This window comes from Solimonas soli DSM 21787 (assembly GCF_000474945.1).
Classification (GTDB): domain Bacteria; phylum Pseudomonadota; class Gammaproteobacteria; order Nevskiales; family Nevskiaceae; genus Solimonas; species Solimonas soli.
On the sequence record NZ_AXDW01000007.1, the window covers coordinates 299275 to 320703 of the forward strand.

A 21429-nucleotide genomic window follows, 5' to 3' on the forward strand; every position below is an offset into this window, starting at 1 on the left:
TATTCGCGCCTCACGTCGTTACGCAGGCGACCACAAAAAGAACGGCCCCATGAAGGGGCCGATCGTCATTGCACAATCGACAAGGAAACGTCAGTCGCGCTGCCGGTTGACCTGCACGACGGCATGCTGCTCGATGTCGCCCACGTCGCTGTCGGTGCTGGTGATCGTGGCGAATACGCGCCCGACGCCGCCGACGTTTCTCGGCGTCAGCAAGCCCCCATCGGTGCCGCCCGATTGCACGCTGAAAAGGCCGGCGGCATCCGTGTCGAAGATGCTCCACGTCACGAAGCGCGTGATCGGCCGCTCGATGCCGTCCTTGAACATGCCATAGGCCTGCAGCCGACCGAGGTCCGGGAAATTGAGAACCAGCGGCGTATCGGTATCGGTGGCCGGATCAAGACGCACGCTTTCGAGATCGATGTCGGAGAACCTGTAGACGCGCGAGTTCGTCGTCAGCTTGAGCCCCTCATCGTCGAAAGTGAGCTTCAATGCGATATCGCGGTCGAGGCGATCGCCGTCGCCGGACACGATAAGGTACGGAGTCGATTCGAGACGCGTGCCGCTGCCATCGGTCACCGTACTGGCCGTGACCGTCGAAGTTGTCGCATTGGCTTCGTTGTAGCCGTCAGCGGCATCGACCGTGAGCTGGTCGGAGATGTTTTGCGGCGGGGCGCTGGCGTCCTCGAAAACCGCATCGACGCGTACACGGTCGCCGATGCTGATCGGCACCGGCTCGCCTTCCGGCTGCTCGTAGCTCAGCTTGAGCGACGAAACGTTGCCGAGGCTCATCGTCTGGTTCAGGTACTGATTGCACGCCGGCAGACGCGCCTCCAGGGTAAACGGCTGGTCGACCGGGGAACGCGACGCCACCACCGTCGACGCCCCCGTCACCACCGCCGGAGAACCGGAATCCGTGATCGTCCACACCGCGCTGCTCGTCAGGTCCTGTTCGAGCTGATCGACCTTCGGCTGCACATAGAGATGGAAAGTCGTCTGCGAATCCGGCGCCATGCGCGTCAGCACGGGCGAAATGCGCATGCTGGTCATTTCGCCGACGCTGACACCGATCGAGGCTGTCATCGCATCGGCGTAGGTGGCGGTAATGACGGCACCGCCGGTCCCGCGGGCGATGATGGTGCCGACGGGATAAAAGGCCCCCGATCCGGCATAGGTCTCTATATCGCCGTTGCTGACGTCGATGACGCCCGGCGCGCTGCTGCTCCACACCACACGGCTCGTGACCGGCGCCGTGCTTTCGTGGCCACCGTCACCGTCAGCGAATGTCACGGTCGCAGCCAGCTGCGCCGTCTGGCACTCGACCATGTCGACCGCATCGGTGCTTGAGCCAAAGGTGACCGCCAGCGACTTCGGCCCCTGGCCGGAACCGACCGGAGATCCGTTGCTGCCGCTACAAGCCGCCAAAAAGACTGCGGCGCCCATTACGGCGCCGCAGGACATGCGAAGGACCATCACGGCGAGTACATCTCCACGCGGCTGTTGCCACGATCAGTGATGTACAGCACGCCACTTTCAACGTAGACGCCGGTCGGACCATTGAGCGTGTGCTCGGTCGCCGCTCCGTTCTTCTGGTCGTCGTCGGTATTGTCGGTCTTGCCGTTCTGGTCGTCGTCGTTCGCTGCGGAAGCGGTGTAGTTCTGGTTGTCCTGGCCGTACACGAGCGAGGCACTCATGCCATTGACGGTCGGCATCGCGCTGAACTTGAGGACGCGGTTGCTGCCGGAATCCGCCACCCAGAACTGGGCGCCGTCCGAGGTCACGCCGGTCGGCGACTGGAAGGTCGATGAGGACGTGCTGTGCGTCGAGCGCGAGAAGTCGGTCTGCCCGACCACGTTGAGCGCCGCCGTGCCGGACACCTGCGGGAACGTTCTCCAGTAGAGGACACGATAGTTCTGCGTATCGGCGACCAGCAGCTGAGCACCGTCGCTCCACACCGAGCTCGGCTGGTACATGCTCTTGGCGTCGTCATCGTCGCCATTCGACGTGAAGTTGGTCTGACCGAGAACGAGGTTCGCATCGGTGGTGCCGCTCTTCGTCGTCGGGATGGTGTTCCAGATCAGCACACGGTTGTTGCCCGTATCGCAGACGATCAGCTTGTTGTTGACGATGATGGCCGAGGTCGGACCATTGAGCGTGTGCGCCGTCGGGCTTGCGCCGCCGTCGCCCACCACCGCGTCCGGGCCGGCGTCGATTGCCGCCTGAGTCGTCGGCGCGGTATTCCAAATCAGCACGCGGTTATTGCCCGTATCGGCGATCACCAGCTGGCCGCCGTTGCCAATCGAAACCGTGTTCGGCGTCGACAGCTTGCCGAGCGCCGTACCGCTGGTCTTCGTGGTGAAGTCGGATTGACCGATCACCAGGTTGGCAGCGCCGCCATTGGCGTTCGGAATGCTCGTCCACACCAGCACGCGATTGTTGGCGGTATCGGCGACGTAGAGCTTGGTGCCGTCGGTGCCCACATTGCCATACGGGGTCGCCAGCGTGTACGCCTGCGGCGTCGAGCCGTCATTCGGATCGTCTTGCTGGAAATTCTTGTGACCGATCACCTGAAAGGCCGTTTCCCAATCGGTCTTGTCGCCGCCGCCGCCGCCGCAGGCGGCCAACAGCAGGCTCGCCGCCACGGCCGCGAGCGCGGCTCCTGGACGGCTTCGGGACAGGAAGGACTGAGCCTGAAAGGCACGACGGAAATGCATGGAAACTCCTAAACGCAGGCAGGACTTACGACCAATGGTCGCCGACCCTTGCATCGTGCAGGCACGCCGCGCAAGGGGCTGAAACATTATGTATCGGGTTGTATCTTTTAACACATTGCCGCCGATCGACACCATCGCTTTACAAAAAGTTCAGTGTGCCGACAGCTGCGGCGCTCGGGACGCGAAGGGTAATCGCAAACGCCTGGTTCTTGCAGGCCGGCCGCATGCGCAAATCGCCGCCGTGCTGCTCGGCGACGCGTTGCACGATGGCCAGCCCCAAGCCCGCACCACCCGGATTCCGGGCTCGCGATCCCTGTGCGAACGGCTTCAACAATTGCTCCCATTGTCCGGGCTCGATACCCGGTCCAGCGTCTTCGACAGTCAAAGTCGCCATTTCGTTCTCGGCCCGCGTCGAAACGCGGATCGGCGACGCCCCGTGCAGGGCGGCGTTGTCGAGCAGGTTACGCAGGGCCCGGCTCAGGGACTGGCGCCGCAGGCGCAGCGGCAACGACGCCCGCAGGTCGAGCTGGACGCCGGCATCCGCCGGCTGGCGCAGGACGCCGCGCACCAGATCGTCGAGCGACAGCGACACGGTCGGCTCGTCGCGACCGTCACGGACGAAGTCGATGCATTGGCCGACGATATGATTGATCTCCTGCACGTCGCGCAGCACCGGCGCCCAGTCCTCATCCGGCCGCGCCCGCAACTCGACGGCAGCCTGGATGCGCGCCAGCGGCGAGCGCAGGTCGTGCGACATGCCGGCCAGCATCAGCTCGCGCTCCTGCGTGTTGCCGCGCAACTGGCGCGCGAGACGGTGCAGGGCCACGCCGATCTGCCGCAATTCGCTCGGCGCCACCATGCCGCCGGCGCTCGGCACCCCGCCATGCTCGATGTCCTCGATCGCCTGCAACAGGCCGCGTACCGGCCAGCGCACGATCAGCGTGAAGGCGACCATCGCCAGCACCACGACGATGCCGAGACTGACGATGTTGATCCACAGGAAATGGCGGCGCAGGGCGGCAAATTCCGGCGGCTCGGGACCGCGCCCGCTCGCGATCAGCGGACTGAAGGCGCTCGCCCCGAGCGCCGATTCGCCCAGGGGGCCACCCGGCTCCGCATCGGGCGGCGGGCTGCGCGGGTCGCGGTCGGGCGGTGGCGGCGGCCCGCCACGATCTCCCGCCTTTCGAGTTTCCGGCCTGAACGGCGACACGCCTCCGGACAGCGGGCCGCCCGGTAAATGACCGTCGGCATGATCGGCCGGCGCGCGCAGGCACGAACCCGAGGACGCTTCGCGGCTCTCGCCGGGCGCACAGCCGGACAGGTGCAGGGAAACCGACGGCGGCGGAAACAGCCTGAGCAGCATCCAGTTGACGGTCGGCACGGCCACCACGGCCGCCGCCACGAACAGGCCGAGCCACCAGCGCAGGCTCATCGCCGTGCCGGGCCTGCTGTGGTGATCTGCCGCGGGCTGGTGCGGAAGCGCCGTGCCGGCGCCCGCCACCTCATGCCGGCTGGTCCGGCACGAACATGTAGCCGCGTCCCCAGACCGTCTGGATATAGCGCGGCGTCGTCGGGTCCGGCTCGAGCACCTGACGCAGGCGCGAGATCAGGATGTCGATCGACCGCGACAGCGCGTCGCTCGGCCGGCCGTTGGTGAGCGTCATCAGCTCGTCGCGGTTGAGTACGCGCCGCGCGTGCTGGACCAGCGCCTCGAGCAGCTGATATTCGCGCGTCGTGATGTGCACGGCCTCGCCGTCGCGCGTCAGCGCCCGCGCCCAGAGGTCGAGCTCGAAAGCCCCGATGCGCACGGTTTTCGGCGTGCTGACGGCGTCGGCGCGCGCGGTCTGGCCGATGCGACGCAGCACGGTGAAGATGCGCGCGACGAGCTCGCGCATGTTGCAGGGTTTGGCCAGGTAGTCGTCGGCGCCGACTTCGAGACCGACGATGCGGTCGACGTCGTCGCCCTTGGCCGAAAGGATGATGATCGGCACCGGCGAGGCCGCCGCGCGCAGGCGCCGGCACAGGGCGATGCCGTCATCATCCGGCAGCATCAGGTCCAGCACGATCAGGTCGAAACGCTCGCGCGCCAGTGCACGCACCGCGGCGGCCGCCGTGGAAACGCCATCGGATTCGATGCCATGCCGCAGCAGATACTCGGCCATCATCTGACGCAGCCGCACGTCGTCATCGACCAGCAGGACCTTGGCTTTCATCACAGTGCTTCCGCGGAAACTCCCGGCAGTCTGACAGCCTGCGCGCTATGCTGTTCCATCCCGATACACTTCGAAACAAATTCAACGGCCACGACAACGCCGTCGGCGTCGCCGCGGCGCTACCGTACCGGCACTCACCGCGACCCGACCATGCATCCAACTCGTCCCTTGCTGCCGCTCGCCGGCCTGCTCGCCGCCCTCCTGCTCGCCGGCTGCGAAGCGCAACTCAAGGTCGACCTCGCCGTCTCGGCACCGAGCGGTGCCAGCAAGGTCGTGCTGAACGTCACCGAAGTCGATCTGAAGACCGACAACAACGCCGTCAAGGAATACAGCACCGACATCGACGATCCGTTCGATCTGCTGCCCTACGGCCACGACCAGGACTTCAACAACAAGGACGGTTACGAAGACCGTCTCGAGCTGACCAACAAGGACAACGTCTCCGGCGATTTCATCGGCGTGCGCCCGGTCTTCGACGCGACCGATTCGTACGTGCAGCTCAGCAACGGCACGAAGCTGCCGATCACCCTCAGCGCGCAGGCCGACTACGCCGACGTGAGTTTCTCGCTGTCGGACAGCGCGACCTCGGGCAGCGATTCGGAAGACATCGTCACGACGCTGGAATTGCCGTTCTCGCTGATCAAGGCCGATGACGGAAACAGCTACACCTTCAAGCCGGTCGTGCGCGCGACCAGGAAGGACAATGCCGGCGCGATCAGCGGCACCCTGCCGGCCAGTTCGGTCACCGGCGGCAGCTGCGACAGCTCGGCCGGCAGCGGCGTCGCGGTCTACGTGTACAGCGGCTCGGGCATCACGCCGGTCGACTACTACGACAGCGGCACCACCACCAATCGCAACCAGCCGATGGCTTCGTCGATCCTGACCTTCGACTCGGCGAACGACGACTATCTGTTCGAGATCCGCTACCTGCCGGCCGGCGACTACACCGTGGCCTGGACTTGCGACGCCGGCAGCGATGCCCCGAACAGCGCCGATACGCTGCAGTTCCTGGACAGCAAGAACGTGACGGTGTCGGCCGGCAGCGAGGCAAGCGTCAGCCTGGACGACTGATCGCCTCGCCGCGTTCGCCGGCGCGCGCGGCTACGGTCGCGGCGCGCCCGCCGCCGTCAGCGCGCGGATTCGCTCGCGCAGCCAGGCGTGACCGGGATCGTGTTCGGCGTTGCGGTGCCAGTACAGCATGATCTGCAGGCCCGGCAGCGCGAGCGGCAGCGGCACGAGCTTCAGCGGCAGGTGCGCGGTGAACCACTCGCCGTAGTAGCGCGGCAGCAGGAGCAGCAGATCGCTGCCGGCGACGACATGGCAGGCCGCATAGTAGTGCTGGCAACGCACGGCGACATCGCGGCGCAGGCCTTCGCGCTGCAGCACCACGTCCTCCAGCACCAGCCCGGCGCGGCGCGACGACACGGCGACGTGGCGCGCCGCCAGCCACTGCTTCGTCGTCAGCCGTCCGCGCGCCAGCGGATGCTCGGGCCGCATCGCCACGCACAGCACCTCCTCGAACAAGGGCTCCTGCACGATGCCTTCGCCGACCGGCGTCGGGATGTCGATGGACAGGTCCAGCGTGCCGGCCGCCAGTTCGCGGCCGGTGCGCCGCCGCTCGATGCGCGCGCTCTGCAGCTGCAGCCGCGGCGCATCGGCGAACACGCTCTGCGTCAGGCGCGGCAGCAGCGCGAACTCGATGAGATCGCGCATGCCGATGACGAAGCGGCGCGAAGCCGAGCCGGCATCGAAGACCTGCGGCGTCGCCAGCGCTTGCTGCAGGGTCTGCAGCGCCGCGGTGATCTCCGGCGCCACCGCCCGGGCGCGCGGCGTCGGCGCCACGCGGCGGCCGTCGCGCACGAACAGCGGATCGTCGAAATGCGCGCGCAGGCGCGCCAGCGCATTGCTGATCGCCGGCTGCGTGAGGTGCAGCTGCGCCGCCGCCTGCGTCAGGCTGCCGGCGCGATAGACCGCTTCGAACACGCGGAACAGATTGAGGTCGACACGGCTCGTGCCCGGCTTCATTCATTCACTCCATGAATGAAAAATGATTCAGAAATATTAGTGGATCGAATGGGAATACGGGGCGTATCGTGGCGCCCATCGAATCGCAGGAGACCGTCATGGATTTCGCCCACAGCCCGCGCGCGCAGGAGCTCATCAAGCGCGTGCGCGCCTTCATGCGTGAGCGCATTGCGCCGGTCGAGGCGGAACTCCTGCGGGAGCGGCAGGCCGCCGGGCACGGCGGCGACTGGCGCGGCTGGCAGGTGTCGCCGCAGGTCGAGGCGCTGAAGGCGCAGGCACGCGAGGTCGGGCTCTGGAATCTGTTCCTGCCCGATCCGGCACTCGGCGCCGGCCTGTCGAACGTGGAGTACGCGCCGCTCGCCGAGGAGATGGGCAGGAGTTTTCTCGCGCCGGAGATCTTCAACTGCAACGCGCCGGACACCGGCAACATGGAAGTGCTGTGGAAGTACGGCACGGACGAGCAGAAGGCACGCTGGCTCGAGCCGCTGCTCGCCGGCAAGATCCGCTCCGCCTTCTGCATGACCGAGCCCGACGTCGCCTCCAGCGATGCCACCAACATGCGGGCGACGGCCATCGTCGACGGTGACGAGATCGTCCTCGACGGCCGCAAGTGGTGGTCGACCGGCATCGGTCACCCGAACTGCCAGGTCGCGATCTTCATGGGCCTGTCGGACCGCGGCGCGCACCGCCATCAGCAGCACAGCATGGTGCTGGTGCCGCTCGACGCGCCGGGCGTGCGGATCCTGCGCATGCTGCCGGTGTTCAACGAGTACGACGAGCCTTACGGCCACGGCGAGGTGCAGTTCGACCAGGTGCGCGTGCCGAAAGCGAACCTGATCAAGGGCGTCGGCAAGGGCTTCGAGATCGCGCAGGGTCGTCTCGGGCCGGGTCGCATCCATCACTGCATGCGCTGCATCGGCGCCGCCGAGCGCGCGCTCGAGCTGATGATCGAGCGCGGCCTGACACGCGTCGCCTTCGGCAAGCCGCTGATCCAGCTCGGCGGCAACCGCGAGCGCATCGCCGATCTGCGCATCGCCATCGACCAGGCGCGCCTGTTGACGCTGTACGCGGCCTGGAAGATCGACAAGATCGGCGTCCACGCGGCGCTCAGCGAAATCTCGGCGATCAAGGTCGTGGCGCCGAACGTGCTCGAGCAGGTCGTCAGCGAAGCGATCCAGCTGCACGGCGGCGCGGGGCTCTCCAACGACTTCCCGCTGACGGCGCTGTACGCGACGGCGCGCATCCTGCGCCTGGCCGACGGCCCGGACGCCGTGCATCGCGGCATGATTGCCCGCGTCGAGCTCGGCAAGCACGCCAGGCTGATGGCGCAGGCCGGAGTGCGCGCATGAGTCCGCGCGGCGCCGCGCAGCGCGCCGGAACGCAAAGAGTGTTCATCACCGGCGGCGCCTCCGGCCTCGGCCGGGCGCTGGCCGAGCGCTACGCACGGGCCGGCGCCCGGGTCTGCATCGGCGACGTCAACGACGCGCGCGGCGCCGAAGCGCTTCAGGCCCTGCGCGCACGCGGCATCGAGGCGCATTACCTGCACTGCGACGTGACGCGCGAGGCGGACCTCGAAGCGGCGGCGCAATGGCTGCGAACGCAGTGGGGCGGCGCCGATGTCGTCGTCAACAATGCCGGCGTCGCCGCCAGCGGCGGCATCACCGAGCTGCCGCTCGCCGACTGGCAGTGGATCGTCGACATCAACCTGCTCGGCGTGGTGCGCGGCTGCAAGGCCTTCACGCCGCTGCTCGCCGCGCAGAAACGCGGCCACATCGTCAACGTCGCCTCGATGGCGGGCCTGATCCATCCGCCGCTGATGTCGGCCTACAACGCGGTCAAGGCGGCGGTCGTCGCCCTCTCCGAAACGCTGAAGGTCGAGCTGGCGAAGGACGGCATCACGGTCTCCGTCGTCTGCCCGGCCTTCTTCCGCACCAATCTGACCGAGACCGCGCGCGCCGGCGATGCCGATTCGAGCCGCATGATGAACAAGCTGGTCACCCAGGCGCGGCGCGGCGCCGACGAGATCGCGGCGCAGGTCTACGACGGCATCCGGCGCGGCGATTTCCACATCCTCACGCATCGACGCGAGGCGCGCATCTGGCGCCTGAAGCGCCTGCTGCCCTACCCGCTCTACGCGCGCATGATGATCAAGGCGACGCGGCAGATGATGGGCAAGGCCGCGCGGCGTGCGGTGGCCGACTGAGCCGCCCGTGAGCCGCGATCCGCGCCTGAGGTCGCAGCGCGTGCCGAGCGTGCTCGGCGAGCTGCACGTGCGCGTCGGCGGCACCGGACCCGCGATCCTGTTCTGGCCGAGCCTGCTGATGGACGGCTCGATGCGGGCCGCGCAGGCCGCCTGCTTCACCGCGCGCGGCTACCGCGTGGTGCTGATCGACCCGCCCGGCGCCGGCGCCAGCGAAGCGCTGACGCGCTCCTTCAGCTTCGACGAATGCGCGCGCTGCATCGTGCAGATCCTCGACGCGCTGCGGATCGAGCGCGCGCACTGGGTCGGCAACAGCTGGGGCGGCATGATCGGCGGAACCTTGGCGGCCCGCCATGCGGAGCGCATCGGCGTCGCGGTGCTGATGAACGCGACCGCCTCGGGCGCCGGCCTGCGCCATCGCGTCGAGTTCCCGATCCGCGCCGCCATCACCCGCCTGCTCGGTGGCATCCGGCCGCCGCTGACCGCGCGCGTCATCGATGCCTTCGTCAGCGCGCACGATGGCGCAGGCCATTCCCGGCGCGCGCTTCGAGCTGCTGTCCGGTACCGCGCATCCGGCCGGGCGCGAATGCGCGGAGCGCGTCAAGCCGATGATCGAAGCCTTCATTCGCGACCATGAGCACCACTGATCGTCCGCCTGTCGATCGCGCCGGCGTCGTGCGCGCCGGCGAGGAACTCGATGGCGCCGCCGTCACCGCCTGGCTGCAGGCGCAGGGCGTGGCGCTGCACGGCACACCGCAGGTGACGCAGTTCGCCGGCGGTGCCTCGAACTGGACCTATCGCCTGCAGTACGAGAACCGCGATCTGATCCTGCGTCGCCCGCCGTCCGGCACCAAGGCCAAGTCGGCGCACGACATGAACCGCGAGTACTCGGTGCAGAAGGCGCTGAAGCCGGTCTATCCGGCGGTGGCCAACATGGTCGGCCTGTGCCGCGACGCGGCGGTGATCGGCTGCGAGTTCTACGTGATGGATCGCATCGAAGGCCTGATCCCGCGCAAGAACATGCCGCCCGGCGTGCACCTCACGCCGGAGCAGAACCGGCGGCTGTGCTTCAACGTCATCGACAAGCTGATCGAGCTGCATCGCGTCGACTGGCGGGCCGCGGGCCTGGAGAAACTCGGCAAGGGCAGCGGCTACGCGAGGCGGCAGATCGACGGCTGGTGCGATCGCTGGGAAAAGGCGCGTACCTGGAACGTGCTGCCCGGGCGCGACGTCATGCGCTGGCTGAAGGCCCATGTCCCGGACGACGTCGCCACCTGCGTGATCCACAACGACTGGCGGCTCGACAATCTGGTCTTCGACGCGAGCGATCCGACACGCGTGATCGGCGTGCTCGACTGGGAAATGGCGACGCTCGGCGATCCGCTGATGGAGCTCGGCACCACGCTCGCCTACTGGGCCGAGGCGAGCGACGACCGCTTCATCCTCGGCATGCGCCGCCAGCCCACGCACCTGCCCGGCATGCTGACGCGCCGCGAGATCGTCGACTACTACTGCGCGCAGATGAAACTCGCGCCGGACAACTGGGCCTTCTATGAAACCTACGGCCTGTTCCGCCTCGCGGTGATCATCCAGCAGATCTACTACCGCTATCACCACCGGCAGACGCGCAATCCGGCGTTCAGGCCATTCTGGCTGCTCGCCAATTACCTGATCTGGCGCAGCCGCCGCGTCATCAGGGAGGCCCGGGCCTGATGGGCGCGATCTATCTCATTCGCCACGGGCAGGCCTCGTTCGGCGCCGGCGACTACGACAAGCTGTCGCCGCTCGGCGAGGAACAGGCCGCCGTGCTCGGCCGTGCGCTGGCGGCGCGCGGCGTGCGGCCCGATCTCGTCGTCTGCGGCGATATGCTGCGCCATCGCGAAACCGCGAGCGGCTGCCTGGCGGCCATGGGCCTGGCGACGCCGTGGCAGACCGATCCGGCCTGGAACGAGTACGACCACGAGATGATGATCGAGGCCTACCGCCCGCGCTTCCGCAGCAAGGCGGTGATGATGGCCGAGCTCGCCGCGACGCTGCAGCCGCGCCGCGCCTTCCAGGACATCTTCGCGGAGGCGATGCGGCGCTGGATCTCCGGCGAGCACGACGCCGATTACGCCGAGAGCTGGCCGGCCTTCTGCACGCGGGTCACCGGCGCGGTACAGCGCCTGCGCGAGCGGCTCGGCAAGTCGCAGACCGCGCTGGTGTTCACCTCCGGCGGCCCGATCAGCGCGGTGATCCGCGATCGGCTCGCGCTCGCCGATGAGCGCACGGCGCGCCTCAACTGGACCCTCGCCAATGCCGCCGTCACCAAGCTCATCTACAGTGAACGCGGCCTGTATCTGTCGAGCTTCAACGAGCACGCGCATTTCGAACACGAGGCGCGCCTGATTTCGTACCGCTGAAACGAACCTTGAGGCGAGCGGTCGCGCGCCGACCGCTCGCCTCAACGATCGTCGGAGTGTTCGATGCGCAAGACCATTCTCATCACCGGCGCCAGTTCCGGGCTCGGCCGCGGCATGGCGCGCGAGTTCGCCAGGCGCGGCCACGATCTGGCGCTGTGCGCGCGCCGCACCGAGCGCCTGGCCGAGCTGCAGGCGGAACTGCTGCAGGCGCATCCGGCGATCAAGGTGTCGAGCCGCGCGCTCGACGTGCTGAACTACGAGCAGGTGTTCGAGGTGTTCCGCGCCTTTCGCGACGAGTTCGGCACGCTGGACCGCGTCATCGTCAACGCCGGCCTCGGCAAGGGCCGGCCGCTCGGCACCGGCTATTTCTGGGCCAACCGCGAGACGGCCGAAACCAATTTCGTCGCCGCGCTCGCGCAGTGCGAGGCGGCACTGGAAATCTTCCGCGCACAGAACGCCGGGCATCTGGTGGTCATCTCGTCGATGAGCGCCCTGCGCGGCATGCCGCGCAACATGACGACCTACGCCGCGACCAAGGCCGGCGTCGCCGCGCTCGCCGAAGGCATCCGCGCCGATCTGCTTGCTACGCCGATCAAGGTCAGCACGATCTATCCGGGCTACATTCGCTCGGAGATCAACGAGAAGGTGAAGCACACACCGTTCATGATCGACACAGAGACCGGCTGCCGCCTGCTCGCGCGCGCGATCGAACGCGAACCTTCGAGCGCCTGCGTGCCGCGCTGGCCGTGGGCACCGCTCGGCATCGCCATGCGCCTGCTGCCGCTGCGCATCGTCGCCAGAATGAACTGAGGAGCGTACCGACATGCAATGGATGATCTATGGCGCCAACGGCTACACCGGCGAGCTGATCGCGCGCGAAGCGCTGAAGCGCGGGCAGCGGCCGGTGCTGGCGGGACGCAGCGCGGACAAGCTCGCGGCGCTGGCCGCCGAACTGGGTCTCGAATCGCGCGCCTTCGGGCTCGACGACGAGTCGGCCTTGCGCAAGGGTCTGGCCGGCATCGAGCTGGTGCTGCACTGCGCCGGTCCATTCTCGGCGACCAGCGCGCCGATGATCGAGGCCTGCCTCGAGGCGAAGGCGCATTACCTCGACATCACCGGCGAAATCGCCGTGTTCGCGCATGCGCACGCCCAGCATGCGCGTGCGCAGGCGGCCGGCATCGTGGTCTGCCCCGGCGTGGGCTTCGACGTGATTCCGACCGACTGCGTCGCCGCGCAGCTCAAGGCCGTGCTGCCGGACGCCACGCATCTGGCGCTCGGCTTCGATTCGCGCTCGGGCTTCTCGCCGGGCACGGCGAAGACCTCCGTCGAGGGCCTCGCGCAGGGCGGCAAGGTACGCGAGAACGGCGTGATCCGCGCCGTGCCGCTCGCCTACCATGTGCGCCGCATCGACTTCGGCGACGGCGAGAAGCTGGCGATGACGATTCCCTGGGGCGACGTCTGCACGGCGTACTTCAGCACCGGCATTCCGAACATCGAGGTCTTCATTCCCGGCTCGCCGGCCATGATCGCCAACGCCAGGCGCGCCAACTACTTCCGCTGGTTCCTCGGCCTCGGCTTCGTGCAGCGCTTCCTCAAGAACCGCATCGGCAAGACCGTCAAGGGTCCGAACGCCGCGCAGCGCGACAAGCTGCCGACCTATGTGTGGGGCGAGGCGCGCAATGCCGCCGGCGCAACGAAGACGGCGCGCATCAAGGTCGCCAACGGCTACGCGTTGACCGTGACCGGGGCGCTGGCCGTCGTCGACTTCCTCGCGCAGGGCCGGCCGGCCGGCGGCGCCTACACGCCGTCGAAGCTTTGCGGCGCCGATCTGGTCGCCCGGCTGCCCGGGTCGGGGCCTTTGCAGATCAGCTGAAGCGGACTCGGGAATGCGCCAACTAATGGTGGCAATTCCCAAGCGCGTCGCCGATCTCGCCACGTCAAGATCGGCGACGCACATAACTCATTGATTGAAAAGGGTCGAAAAACTGGCAAAGGCTTTGCGGACTCCCTGGCACACGCACACCGTTCCGGGAGTTCCAGCCATGCTCAAGCCCTTCGCCCTCGTTCCGCTCGCCGTCCTCGTCGCTTTCACCGCCACCCCGGGCCGCGCCGCGGCGGCGCAGACCGCCGAGTGCCAGTTCAGCCTGCAGGCGGATGTCGCGCTCAAGGGCGACAGCGTCGAGCTGCATGGCGACGGCGGCGACTATCGCTTCGACGGCGACCGCGTCTGGCGCAACGGCAGCGAGCTGGCGCTGAACGGCGAACAGCATGCCGCCGCCGACCAGTATCGCCGCGGCCTGCAGCGCATGGTGCCGGCGGTCAGCGCGATCGCGGTCGACGGCGCCATGCTCGGCCTCGAAGCGGTGACGGTGTCGTTCGCCGCGCTCGGCGGCGACGCGCATGATCTGCACAAATACGAGTCGCGCATGGCCCGGCTCAGCGAGCAGATCCACACGCGCTACAACGGCCGCGAGCTGCTGCGCGGCGCGCTCGGCGAAAACGTCGACGACGCGGCGCTCGACGGCGAGATCGATGAACTGGCGGAGGACATTGCCACCGACATGAGCGGCAACATCGCCTCGATGGTGTTCACCGCGCTGGTCAACCCGGGCAAGATCGAGGCGCGCGCCGACGCCACCGAACGCATCGTCGAACGCCGCCTGCAGCCGAAGGCGGACGCGCTCGAAGCGCGGGCGCGGCCGCTGTGCGCGCAGTTCGTGCAGCTCGACCGCCTGGAGACGACGCTGGGCATCGACGCGATCGAAGTCGAACAGAAGGCCGCCGCTGCCACGAAGGCGAAGCACGGCGTTTCGTTCCCGTTCTGAGCCGGCGTGCCTAGCGAATTCCCTCTCCTCATCGCTCCGCGATGGGGAGAGGGAATCATTTTGTTGGATCCGTGGAAGATTGCGCACGGTGATTCGATACGGCTTGCATCGCCCGCCACGCGCTGGCACCGTGCGCGCCGTTCCCCGCCACCCGCAAGCACACCTCCACCATGCGCATCCTCCACACCATGCTCCGCGTCGGCGATCTCGATCGCTCGATCGCCTTCTATCGCGACGTGCTCGGCATGAAGCTGCTGCGCCGCCACGAATATCCGGACGGCAAGTTCACGCTCGCCTTCGTCGGCTACCAGGACGAAGCCGAGGGCGCGGTCCTCGAGCTCACCTACAACTGGGGCGTCGACCGCTACGAGCTCGGCAGCGCCTACGGCCACATCGCCCTCGAAGTCGACGATGCCTACCAGGCCTGCGCACGGGTCCGGCAGCGCGGCGGCAAGGTCACGCGCGAAGCCGGGCCGATGAAGCACGGCACCACGGTCATCGCCTTCGTCGAAGATCCGGACGGCTACAAGATCGAGTTCATCCAGAAGGGCGCGCATTGAAGCCGGTTGACGCGATGGAGGCCGGCGCTTGCGCAGGGTTCGCCCGCGCCGCTAGACTGCGCGCGCTTTCCCTCGAGCGAATGCAATGAACTTCAAGCAGCAGACCCTCATTCTCGTAGTTGCGGTCGTCGTTACCGACGCGCCGTAGGGGCTGCTGCACGCATCGAACCCCCGCCGGCGCATCGACCGGCGGGGGTTTTCCGTTTCAGCGTTCAGGAAACCGCCGGTCCATCGCCAAGGGCTTCACCTTTGGAACCGACATGGACCTCAATGGCGCACAACTGATCACCCGCTTCCTCGAAGACCGCGTCGACGCGGTCGGCCCGAGCGCGGCCTTCGTCGCCGGCATCCCGGGCGGCGCACTGCTGCCACTGTATCGGGCGCTCGCCGATTCGAAGCTGACGCACGTGCTCGCGCGCCATGAACAGGGCGCGGCGTTCATCGCCCAAGGCATCGCCCGCGTCGGCGGCCGCGCCGGCGTCTGCTTCGCGACCTCCGGGCCCGGCATCACCAACACGGTGACGGCGATCGCCGACGCCAAGGCCGATTCGGTGCCGCTGGTCTGCATCGCCGGCCAGGTGCCGCGCGCGCTGATCGGCACCGACGCGTTCCAGGAAGTGCGCACCTGCCACATCGTCGATTCGATCACGAAAGCGCAGTTCCACGTGCGCTCGGCCGACGAGCTGGTCGATCTGCTGCCGGAAGCGTTCCGCATCGCCGAGAGCGGTCGGCCCGGCCCGGTCGTGCTCGATGTGCCGAAGGACGTGCAGACCGAACGCCTGCGCATCGAGCGCATCCCGCGAAGCATCACGCCGCAGCGCGCACCGGCGCCGGACGCCACGGCGATCCTGCGGGCGGCGGACCTGATCGCGCGGGCCCGGCGGCCGGTCCTGTATCTGGGCGGCGGCGTCACGCAGGCGCGCGCGCAGTCGGCCGCGCAAGCGCTGGCCGAATGCGCCGGCCTGCCGACGACGACGACGCTGATGGCGCTCGGCACCCTGCCGCCGGATCACCCCTTGGCGCTCGGCATGCTCGGCATGCACGGCGCGCGCTACACGAATCGCGTGATCGACGAGTGCGATCTGCTGATCGCCGTCGGCGCGCGCTTCGACGATCGCGCCACCGGCCGTCTCGATCGCTTTGCGCCGAACGCGCAGGTGATTCACGTCGATGCCGATCGCCGCGAACTCGGCAAGCTGCGCAAGCCGACGCTCGCGATCGAAGCCGACGCCGGCGCCGCCCTGCGTGCGCTGGCCGGGGCGGTGAAGCCGCAGCTGCGCGCCGACTGGCTGGCCCGCGTCGGCACGCTGCGCCGCGAATGGCCGCTGGCGCAGCCGGGCCGCGACGACCCGCGCCGGCCGTATGGCCTGATCGCGACCATCGCCGCGCTGATCGACCCGGAAACGGCGATCACCACCGACGTCGGCCAGCACCAGATGTGGGTCGCGCAGGCTTACCCGTTCCGGCGCGGCGATCGCTGGCTCACCTCCGGCGGACTCGGCACGATGGGCTTCGGCCTGCCGTCGGCGATCGGTGCGGCGCTGGCACTTCCGCACGCCGGCGCGGTCTGTTTCTCCGGCGACGGTTCACTGCTGATGACGGTGCAGGAGCTGGCGACGCTGGCCGAGACGCAGGCGAACGTGAAGATCGTGGTGATGGACAACAGCGCGCTGGGCCTCGTGCGGCAGCAGCAGAATCTGTTCTACGACGCGCGCTACAGCGCCTCGCTGTACCGCGCGCCGCCGTCCTGCTGCGCGATCGCCGAGGGCTTCGGCATCCCGGCGCTCGATCTCGGCTTCGTGCGCGATCCGGCGCAGGCGCTGCGCGACGCCTTCGCGCAGCCGGGTCCGCTGCTGATCCGCGCGCCGATCGCCGCCGACGAAATGGTGCTGCCGATGGTGACGCCCGGCAGCGCCAATACCGAAGCACTTGGTTAACCTTACGAATGACAACGGAGCTGAAGATGCACACGCCCCCGCCCGGGTCCTACCAGGCGCTCTACGAAGCCGCCCTGCCGGCCGACTGGCCGCAGCCCGAGCAGCTCGGCTTCGGCCGCCTGCTCGGCCCCTACCTCGTGCACGCCCAGCACGGCGACGACAGCGGCTGGCACGCACCCAGCGTCAGCGCCCGCAGCGCGCTGCCGGTGCCGGTCGCCAGCGGCGGCCTGCAGTACGGCTTTTCGGTCTTCGAAGGCCTCAAGGCCTATCGCGATCCGCAAGGCAACATCCACCTGTTCCGGCCGCGCGATCACGCGCGCCGCCTGCAGCAGAGCGCGCGGCGTCTGGTCATGCCGGAGCCGCCCGAAGAACTGTTCATGACGCTCTGCCAGCTCGCCGTGCAGGTGCACGCCCGGTACGTGCCGCCGCACGGCCGCGGCGCGCTCTACCTGCGGCCGACGCTGTACGCCGAGGAAGATGCGCTCGGCTTCCGGCCGGCGACGCGGCATCGTCTCGCCGTCGCCGTCACGCCGTGCTCGGACCCGGCGCCGAAGACCGTGCGCCTGTGGGCCGAACTCGAACTGACGCGCGCCGCGCCCGGCGGCCTCGGCGCCGCCAAGACCGGCGGCAACTACGCGGCCGGCCTCGCCGGCCTGCAGCGCGCCAAGGAACGCGGTTACGACGACGTGGTGTGGCTCGACGCGCTGACACATCGCCAGCTCGGCGAAGCCGGCACCATGAACATCTTCGTGCAGATCGGCGACGAGGTGCTGACACCGCCGCTCGACGGCACCATCCTCGCCGGCATCACGCGCGACAGCGTGCTGCGCCTGCTGGCGGCCTCCGGCGTGCGCGTCTCCGAGCACAACCTCAGTCTCGACGAGCTGATGCACGCGCAGATGGCCGGCCAGCTCGGCACCGCCTTCGGCGTCGGCACGGCGGCGCGCACGGTGACGATCGCCGAAATCGGCGACGGCTCGCGCTCGATCCTGTTCAGCGATACCGGCCTCGCCGCGCGCGTCTACGAAGGACTCAAGCAAGTCCAGGAAGGCAGCACGCACGCGCTGCGCGAATGGCGCGCCGCCGTGCCGACGCCGCAGGCCTGAGCATGGTGCAGCACGTCATCGACGGCGACGCCCTGCCGTATGCGCCGGACAAGCTGCCCCGCAAGGACGTCTGCGGCGTCGACGGCTTCGTCGCCGTCGACCTGCGCGTCGGCACGGTGCTGGCCGCCGAACCCTTCCCGCAGGCACGCAAGCCCGCCTACCGCCTGCGCGTCGATTTCGGCCCCGTCGTCGGCGTGCTCGAGACCAGCGCGCAGATCACGCACTATCCGGCCGAGACGCTGATCGGCCGCCGCGTGGTCGGTGCCCTCAATCTCGGCGAGAAGCGCATCGCCGGCTTCAAGAGCGAGTTCCTCGTGCTCGGCGCGCTCGCTCCGGACGGACGCGTGCATCTGCTGGCGCCGGATCGCGGACCCGAAGGCGGCCCGCCGGACGGCGCGCCGATCGCGTGACACCCGCCCGCGCCCACCTCCCCTGACCCCTCCGCCCGCTACGGGCGGAGGGGAACGGCATCTCGCGGCATCGCTCGCCACGCGCCTCCGCGCCCGAGCCCTCTCCTTCTCCGGAGGAGAGGGTTGGGTGAGGAGGGGCCAAACCCTCCGCCCGCTGCGGGCGGAGGGGAACGGGGATCACGGCGTCGTCGCTTGCAGATGGCAGGCGCGCCGGGCGTCGCCGATGCCTTGCGCCGCCGGCCGCAGTTGCACGCAGACTTCCATGGCCTGCGTGCAGCGTGGCGCGAACACGCAGCCGCCACCCGCCTGGCCGGCCCGTGGCGGCGCGCCCGGAATCGCGTACAGGGGCACGCGCGTATCACCGTCGAGGCGCGGACGCGCGCGCAGCAGGGCCTGCGTATAGGGATGCGCCGGCCGCGCGAGCACGTGTGCCGTCGCGCCCGTCTCCATCATGCGCCCGGCATAGAGCACCAGCGTGCGCTCGCAAAGCTCGGCGACGACGCCGAGATCATGCGTGATCAGCAGCAGCGCGAGCGCGAATTCGCGGCGCAGATCGCCGAGCAGCGTGATGAGCTGCTGTTGCACGGTCACGTCGAGCGCGGTGGTCGGTTCGTCGGCGATCAGGAGCTGCGGCCGGCAGGCGAGCGCGATGGCGATCATCACGCGCTGCCGCATGCCGCCCGACATTTCGTGTGGATACTGGGCGAGGCGTCGCGGCGCGTCGGCGATGCGCACGGCGTCGAGCAGGCGCCGCGCTTCGGCGAGCGCCGCCGGCCGCGTCGCACCCTGGTGCAGTTCGAGCATTTCGGCAATCTGCGCGCCGACCGTGAGATAGGGATTGAGGCTCGTCGCGGGGTCCTGGAAGACGAAGCCGATGCGCGCGCCGCGCACGCGCCGCAGTGCCGCGGCTGCCGCGCCGATCAGCTCGAAGCCTTCGAAGCGCGCACTGCCCCGCGCACGCAGGGCCGGTGCCTGCAGGCCGAGCAGCGCGAGCGCCGCCTGCGTCTTGCCGGAGCCCGATTCGCCGACCACGGCCAGGCTCTCGCCGCGATCGAGCGTGAAGGAGAGATCGTCGACGATCGTGTGCGATGCGTGGCCGCGATCGAGCGTCAGACACAAGCCGCGCACGTCGAGCAGGCTCATCGCACCTCGCTCGTGGCCGGCCGCGCGAAGCGCAGACGCAAGCGCTCGCCGATCACGTTGAGCAGCAGCAAAGTGGCGGTCAGCAGCGTCGCCGGAAAAAGCAGCGACCACGGCGCCGTTTCCATCTCGCGCGCGCCGTCGTTGACGAGCGCGCCCCAGCTGGTCGCCGGCTCCTGCACGCCGAGGCCCAGGAAGCTGAGAAAGGATTCGATGAGGATCACCTGCGGCAAGGTCAGCGCGGCATAGACGACGACGGTCGAGGCGAGGTTCGGCACGATGTGACGGAGGATGATGTCACGATCGCGCAGCCCGGAGAGCTGCGCCGCGGCGACGAAGTCGCGACGGCGCAGGGCCAGCGTCTGGCCGCGCACGACGCGCGCCATGTCGAGCCAGTTGACCGCGCCGATGGCAACGAACATCAGCAGCAGATGACGTCCGAACAGCACCATCAGCACGATGACGAAGAACATGAACGGCAGCGCGTAGAGCACGTCGACGCCGCGCATCATCAGCGTGTCGAGGCGTCCGCCGACGTACCCCGCGACGGCGCCGTACAGCACGCCGATCAGCAGCGAGACGAGCGTCGAGGCCAGGCCGACCAGCAGCGACAGGCGGCCGCCGCAGAGGCCGCGCACGAACAGATCGCGGCCGAGGCTGTCGGTGCCGAACCAGTGCGCGCCGGCGAGCGTCGGCGGCGCCGACCAGTCGCCGGCGAAATCGATCTCGTCGCAGGCATACGGACTGAACCACGGGCCGACGACGACGAACACGAGCAGCACCGCCAGCAGCACGACGGCGATCGACAGCGCGCGATCGTGACGCAGGAAGTTCATCGGCGCGGATTCATGCCAGGCGCAGGCGCGGGTCGAGCGCGCCGTACAGCAGATCGACGATGAAATTGCAGGCGATGATGAGGCTGCCGTACAGCAGCACGGCGCCGAGCACCAGCGTGTAGTCGCGGTTCAGCGCCGCCTGCACGAAGTAGCGGCCGAGTCCCGGGATGTTGAAGACCTGTTCGATGACCACCGAGCCGGTGATCAGACCCGCCGCCGCGGGGCCGAGATGCGAGATCACCGGCAGCAGCGCCGGACGCAGGGCGTGGCGCAGCAGGACCGCCGATTCGTCGAGACCCTTGGCGCGTGCGGTGCGCACGAACGGCGCCGTCATGGCCTCCAGCAGGCCGCCGCGCAGCAGGCGCGCGACGTAGGCGATCTGCGGCAGCGCGAGGGCCACGACCGGCAGCAGCATGTCGGCGACGCTGCCCGGCCGCCAGCCGCCCGCGGGCAGCACGCCGAGACCGATCGCGAACAGCAGAATCAGCAAGGGCGCGACGACGTAATTCGGAATCGAGACGCCGAGCAGCGCCAAGGTCATCAACCCACGATCGACGATCGTGTCCGGCCAGCGCGCCGCGACGAAGCCGATCGCCGAGCCGATCAGCAGCGCCAGCGCGAGCGCGCCGATGCCGAGGCGCAGCGACACCGGCAGGGCCGCCGCGATCAGCTCGGAAACGCGATAGCCCTCGTACTGGAACGAGGGACCGAGATCACCGTGCGCGAGGTCGGCGAGATAGCGCGCGTACTGCCGCCACAGCGGCTCGTCGAGATGGTATTCGGCGCGCAGGGCTGCCTCGATCTGCGGCGGTAGCGTGCGTTCGCCGTCGAACGGCCCGCCCGGCGCGGCGCGCATCAGGAAAAAGGCCAGCGTCAGCAGCACGAACAGGGTCGGGACGGCCGAGGCCAAGCGGCGGATTGCGAAGCGGGTCATGGCGCTACGACCAAAGAAAACCTCCTCTCCCCGCTTGCCGGGAGACCTCGGCCCTCGCCAAGGGAGGGCTCAAGCACGAACGAATTCCTGACGCGCTATTCCAGTCGCTCATGGCGGGCTCGAGCATCGT

At 68.7% G+C, this 21429-nt stretch carries 21 protein-coding genes; 13 read left to right on the top strand and 8 right to left on the bottom strand.

Features of this window, described 5'->3' with window-relative positions; genetic code table 11:
• Positions 1-90 precede the first annotated feature (90 nt).
• The 4 genes from K344_RS24600 to K344_RS0105770 all read right to left on the bottom strand — a co-directional run bounded on the left by K344_RS24600 (position 91) and on the right by K344_RS0105770 (position 4927).
• On the bottom strand, positions 91-1440 hold the full coding sequence (locus K344_RS24600; protein ID WP_245586124.1) for a hypothetical protein: 1350 nt from the start codon (positions 1438-1440) through the stop codon (positions 91-93).
• Between the two features lie 29 nt (positions 1441-1469).
• Positions 1470-2798, bottom strand: coding sequence for an NHL repeat-containing protein (locus tag K344_RS0105760; protein ID WP_169729251.1), 1329 nt, complete (start codon positions 2796-2798; stop codon positions 1470-1472).
• Between the two features lie 52 nt (positions 2799-2850).
• Positions 2851-4143 carry an ATP-binding protein gene (locus K344_RS22880; protein WP_051361933.1) on the bottom strand — a complete coding sequence of 431 codons (1293 nt, stop codon included), beginning with the start codon at positions 4141-4143 and terminating at the stop codon, positions 2851-2853.
• A 70-nt stretch (positions 4144-4213) separates the two neighbouring features.
• Positions 4214-4927: a response regulator gene (locus K344_RS0105770; RefSeq protein ID WP_028079863.1), complete on the bottom strand. Its 714-nt coding sequence runs from the start codon at positions 4925-4927 to the stop codon at positions 4214-4216.
• A 147-nt stretch (positions 4928-5074) separates the two neighbouring features.
• Here K344_RS0105770 and K344_RS0105775 point away from each other — a divergent pair, with 147 nt between their 5' ends.
• On the top strand, positions 5075-5995 hold the full coding sequence (locus K344_RS0105775; RefSeq protein WP_157622791.1) for a hypothetical protein: 921 nt from the start codon (positions 5075-5077) through the stop codon (positions 5993-5995).
• 30 nt (positions 5996-6025) lie between these two features.
• Here the strand turns inward: K344_RS0105775 and K344_RS0105780 are convergent, their stop codons facing one another.
• A complete protein-coding gene (locus K344_RS0105780; RefSeq protein ID WP_028079865.1) occupies positions 6026-6949 on the bottom strand; it encodes a LysR family transcriptional regulator in 924 nt (307 codons plus the stop codon).
• 98 nt (positions 6950-7047) lie between these two features.
• Between K344_RS0105780 and K344_RS0105785 the strand changes: the two genes are divergently transcribed.
• From K344_RS0105785 to K344_RS0105840, 12 genes are all read left to right on the top strand, one after another.
• Positions 7048-8298, top strand: a complete 1251-nt coding sequence (locus K344_RS0105785) for an acyl-CoA dehydrogenase family protein (RefSeq protein WP_028079866.1) — start codon at positions 7048-7050, stop codon at positions 8296-8298.
• Positions 8295-9152, top strand: a complete 858-nt coding sequence (locus K344_RS20435) for an SDR family oxidoreductase (protein ID WP_043113850.1) — start codon at positions 8295-8297, stop codon at positions 9150-9152. The genes K344_RS0105785 and K344_RS20435 overlap by 4 nt, the downstream gene beginning before the upstream one ends.
• A gap of 49 nt (positions 9153-9201) precedes the next feature.
• The gene (locus K344_RS20440) at positions 9202-9786 is read left to right on the top strand and encodes an alpha/beta fold hydrolase (RefSeq protein ID WP_211234477.1); all 585 of its coding nucleotides are present in this window, start codon (positions 9202-9204) and stop codon (positions 9784-9786) included.
• Positions 9783-10862: a phosphotransferase family protein gene (locus K344_RS0105800; protein ID WP_028079867.1), complete on the top strand. Its 1080-nt coding sequence runs from the start codon at positions 9783-9785 to the stop codon at positions 10860-10862. Before K344_RS20440 ends, K344_RS0105800 begins: the two co-directional genes overlap by 4 nt.
• Positions 10862-11551, top strand: a complete 690-nt coding sequence (locus K344_RS0105805) for a histidine phosphatase family protein (protein ID WP_028079868.1) — start codon at positions 10862-10864, stop codon at positions 11549-11551. Before K344_RS0105800 ends, K344_RS0105805 begins: the two co-directional genes overlap by 1 nt.
• A 63-nt stretch (positions 11552-11614) precedes the next feature.
• Complete coding sequence (locus K344_RS0105810) at positions 11615-12361, top strand: SDR family oxidoreductase (protein WP_028079869.1); 747 nt, start codon at positions 11615-11617, stop codon at positions 12359-12361.
• A 13-nt stretch (positions 12362-12374) separates the two neighbouring features.
• The gene (locus K344_RS0105815) at positions 12375-13424 is read left to right on the top strand and encodes a saccharopine dehydrogenase family protein (RefSeq protein WP_028079870.1); all 1050 of its coding nucleotides are present in this window, start codon (positions 12375-12377) and stop codon (positions 13422-13424) included.
• Positions 13425-13593: 169 nt separating this feature from the next.
• Positions 13594-14376 (top strand): DUF2884 family protein, encoded by a 783-nt coding sequence (locus K344_RS0105820; RefSeq protein WP_028079871.1) that lies wholly within the window; start codon positions 13594-13596, stop codon positions 14374-14376.
• A 170-nt stretch (positions 14377-14546) separates the two neighbouring features.
• Complete coding sequence (gloA, locus tag K344_RS0105825; RefSeq protein ID WP_028079872.1) at positions 14547-14936, top strand: lactoylglutathione lyase; 390 nt, start codon at positions 14547-14549, stop codon at positions 14934-14936.
• A gap of 260 nt (positions 14937-15196) precedes the next feature.
• Positions 15197-16873 carry a biosynthetic-type acetolactate synthase large subunit gene (gene ilvB, locus K344_RS0105830; protein ID WP_028079873.1) on the top strand — a complete coding sequence of 559 codons (1677 nt, stop codon included), beginning with the start codon at positions 15197-15199 and terminating at the stop codon, positions 16871-16873.
• 26 nt (positions 16874-16899) lie between these two features.
• Positions 16900-17979: a branched-chain amino acid aminotransferase gene (locus K344_RS0105835; RefSeq protein WP_245586125.1), complete on the top strand. Its 1080-nt coding sequence runs from the start codon at positions 16900-16902 to the stop codon at positions 17977-17979.
• A 2-nt stretch (positions 17980-17981) separates the two neighbouring features.
• Complete coding sequence (locus K344_RS0105840) at positions 17982-18389, top strand: tRNA-binding protein (protein ID WP_028079875.1); 408 nt, start codon at positions 17982-17984, stop codon at positions 18387-18389.
• 177 nt (positions 18390-18566) lie between these two features.
• Here K344_RS0105840 and K344_RS0105845 read toward each other — a convergent pair whose 3' ends face one another.
• The 3 genes from K344_RS0105845 to oppB are packed head-to-tail and all read right to left on the bottom strand — an operon-like array spanning position 18567 to position 21299.
• Positions 18567-19532 carry an ABC transporter ATP-binding protein gene (locus K344_RS0105845; protein ID WP_028079876.1) on the bottom strand — a complete coding sequence of 322 codons (966 nt, stop codon included), beginning with the start codon at positions 19530-19532 and terminating at the stop codon, positions 18567-18569.
• The gene (locus K344_RS0105850) at positions 19529-20365 is read right to left on the bottom strand and encodes an ABC transporter permease subunit (protein WP_028079877.1); all 837 of its coding nucleotides are present in this window, start codon (positions 20363-20365) and stop codon (positions 19529-19531) included. The genes K344_RS0105845 and K344_RS0105850 overlap by 4 nt, the downstream gene beginning before the upstream one ends.
• A gap of 10 nt (positions 20366-20375) precedes the next feature.
• The gene (oppB, locus tag K344_RS0105855; protein WP_028079878.1) at positions 20376-21299 is read right to left on the bottom strand and encodes an oligopeptide ABC transporter permease OppB; all 924 of its coding nucleotides are present in this window, start codon (positions 21297-21299) and stop codon (positions 20376-20378) included.
• Between the last annotated feature and the right edge of the window lie 130 nt (positions 21300-21429).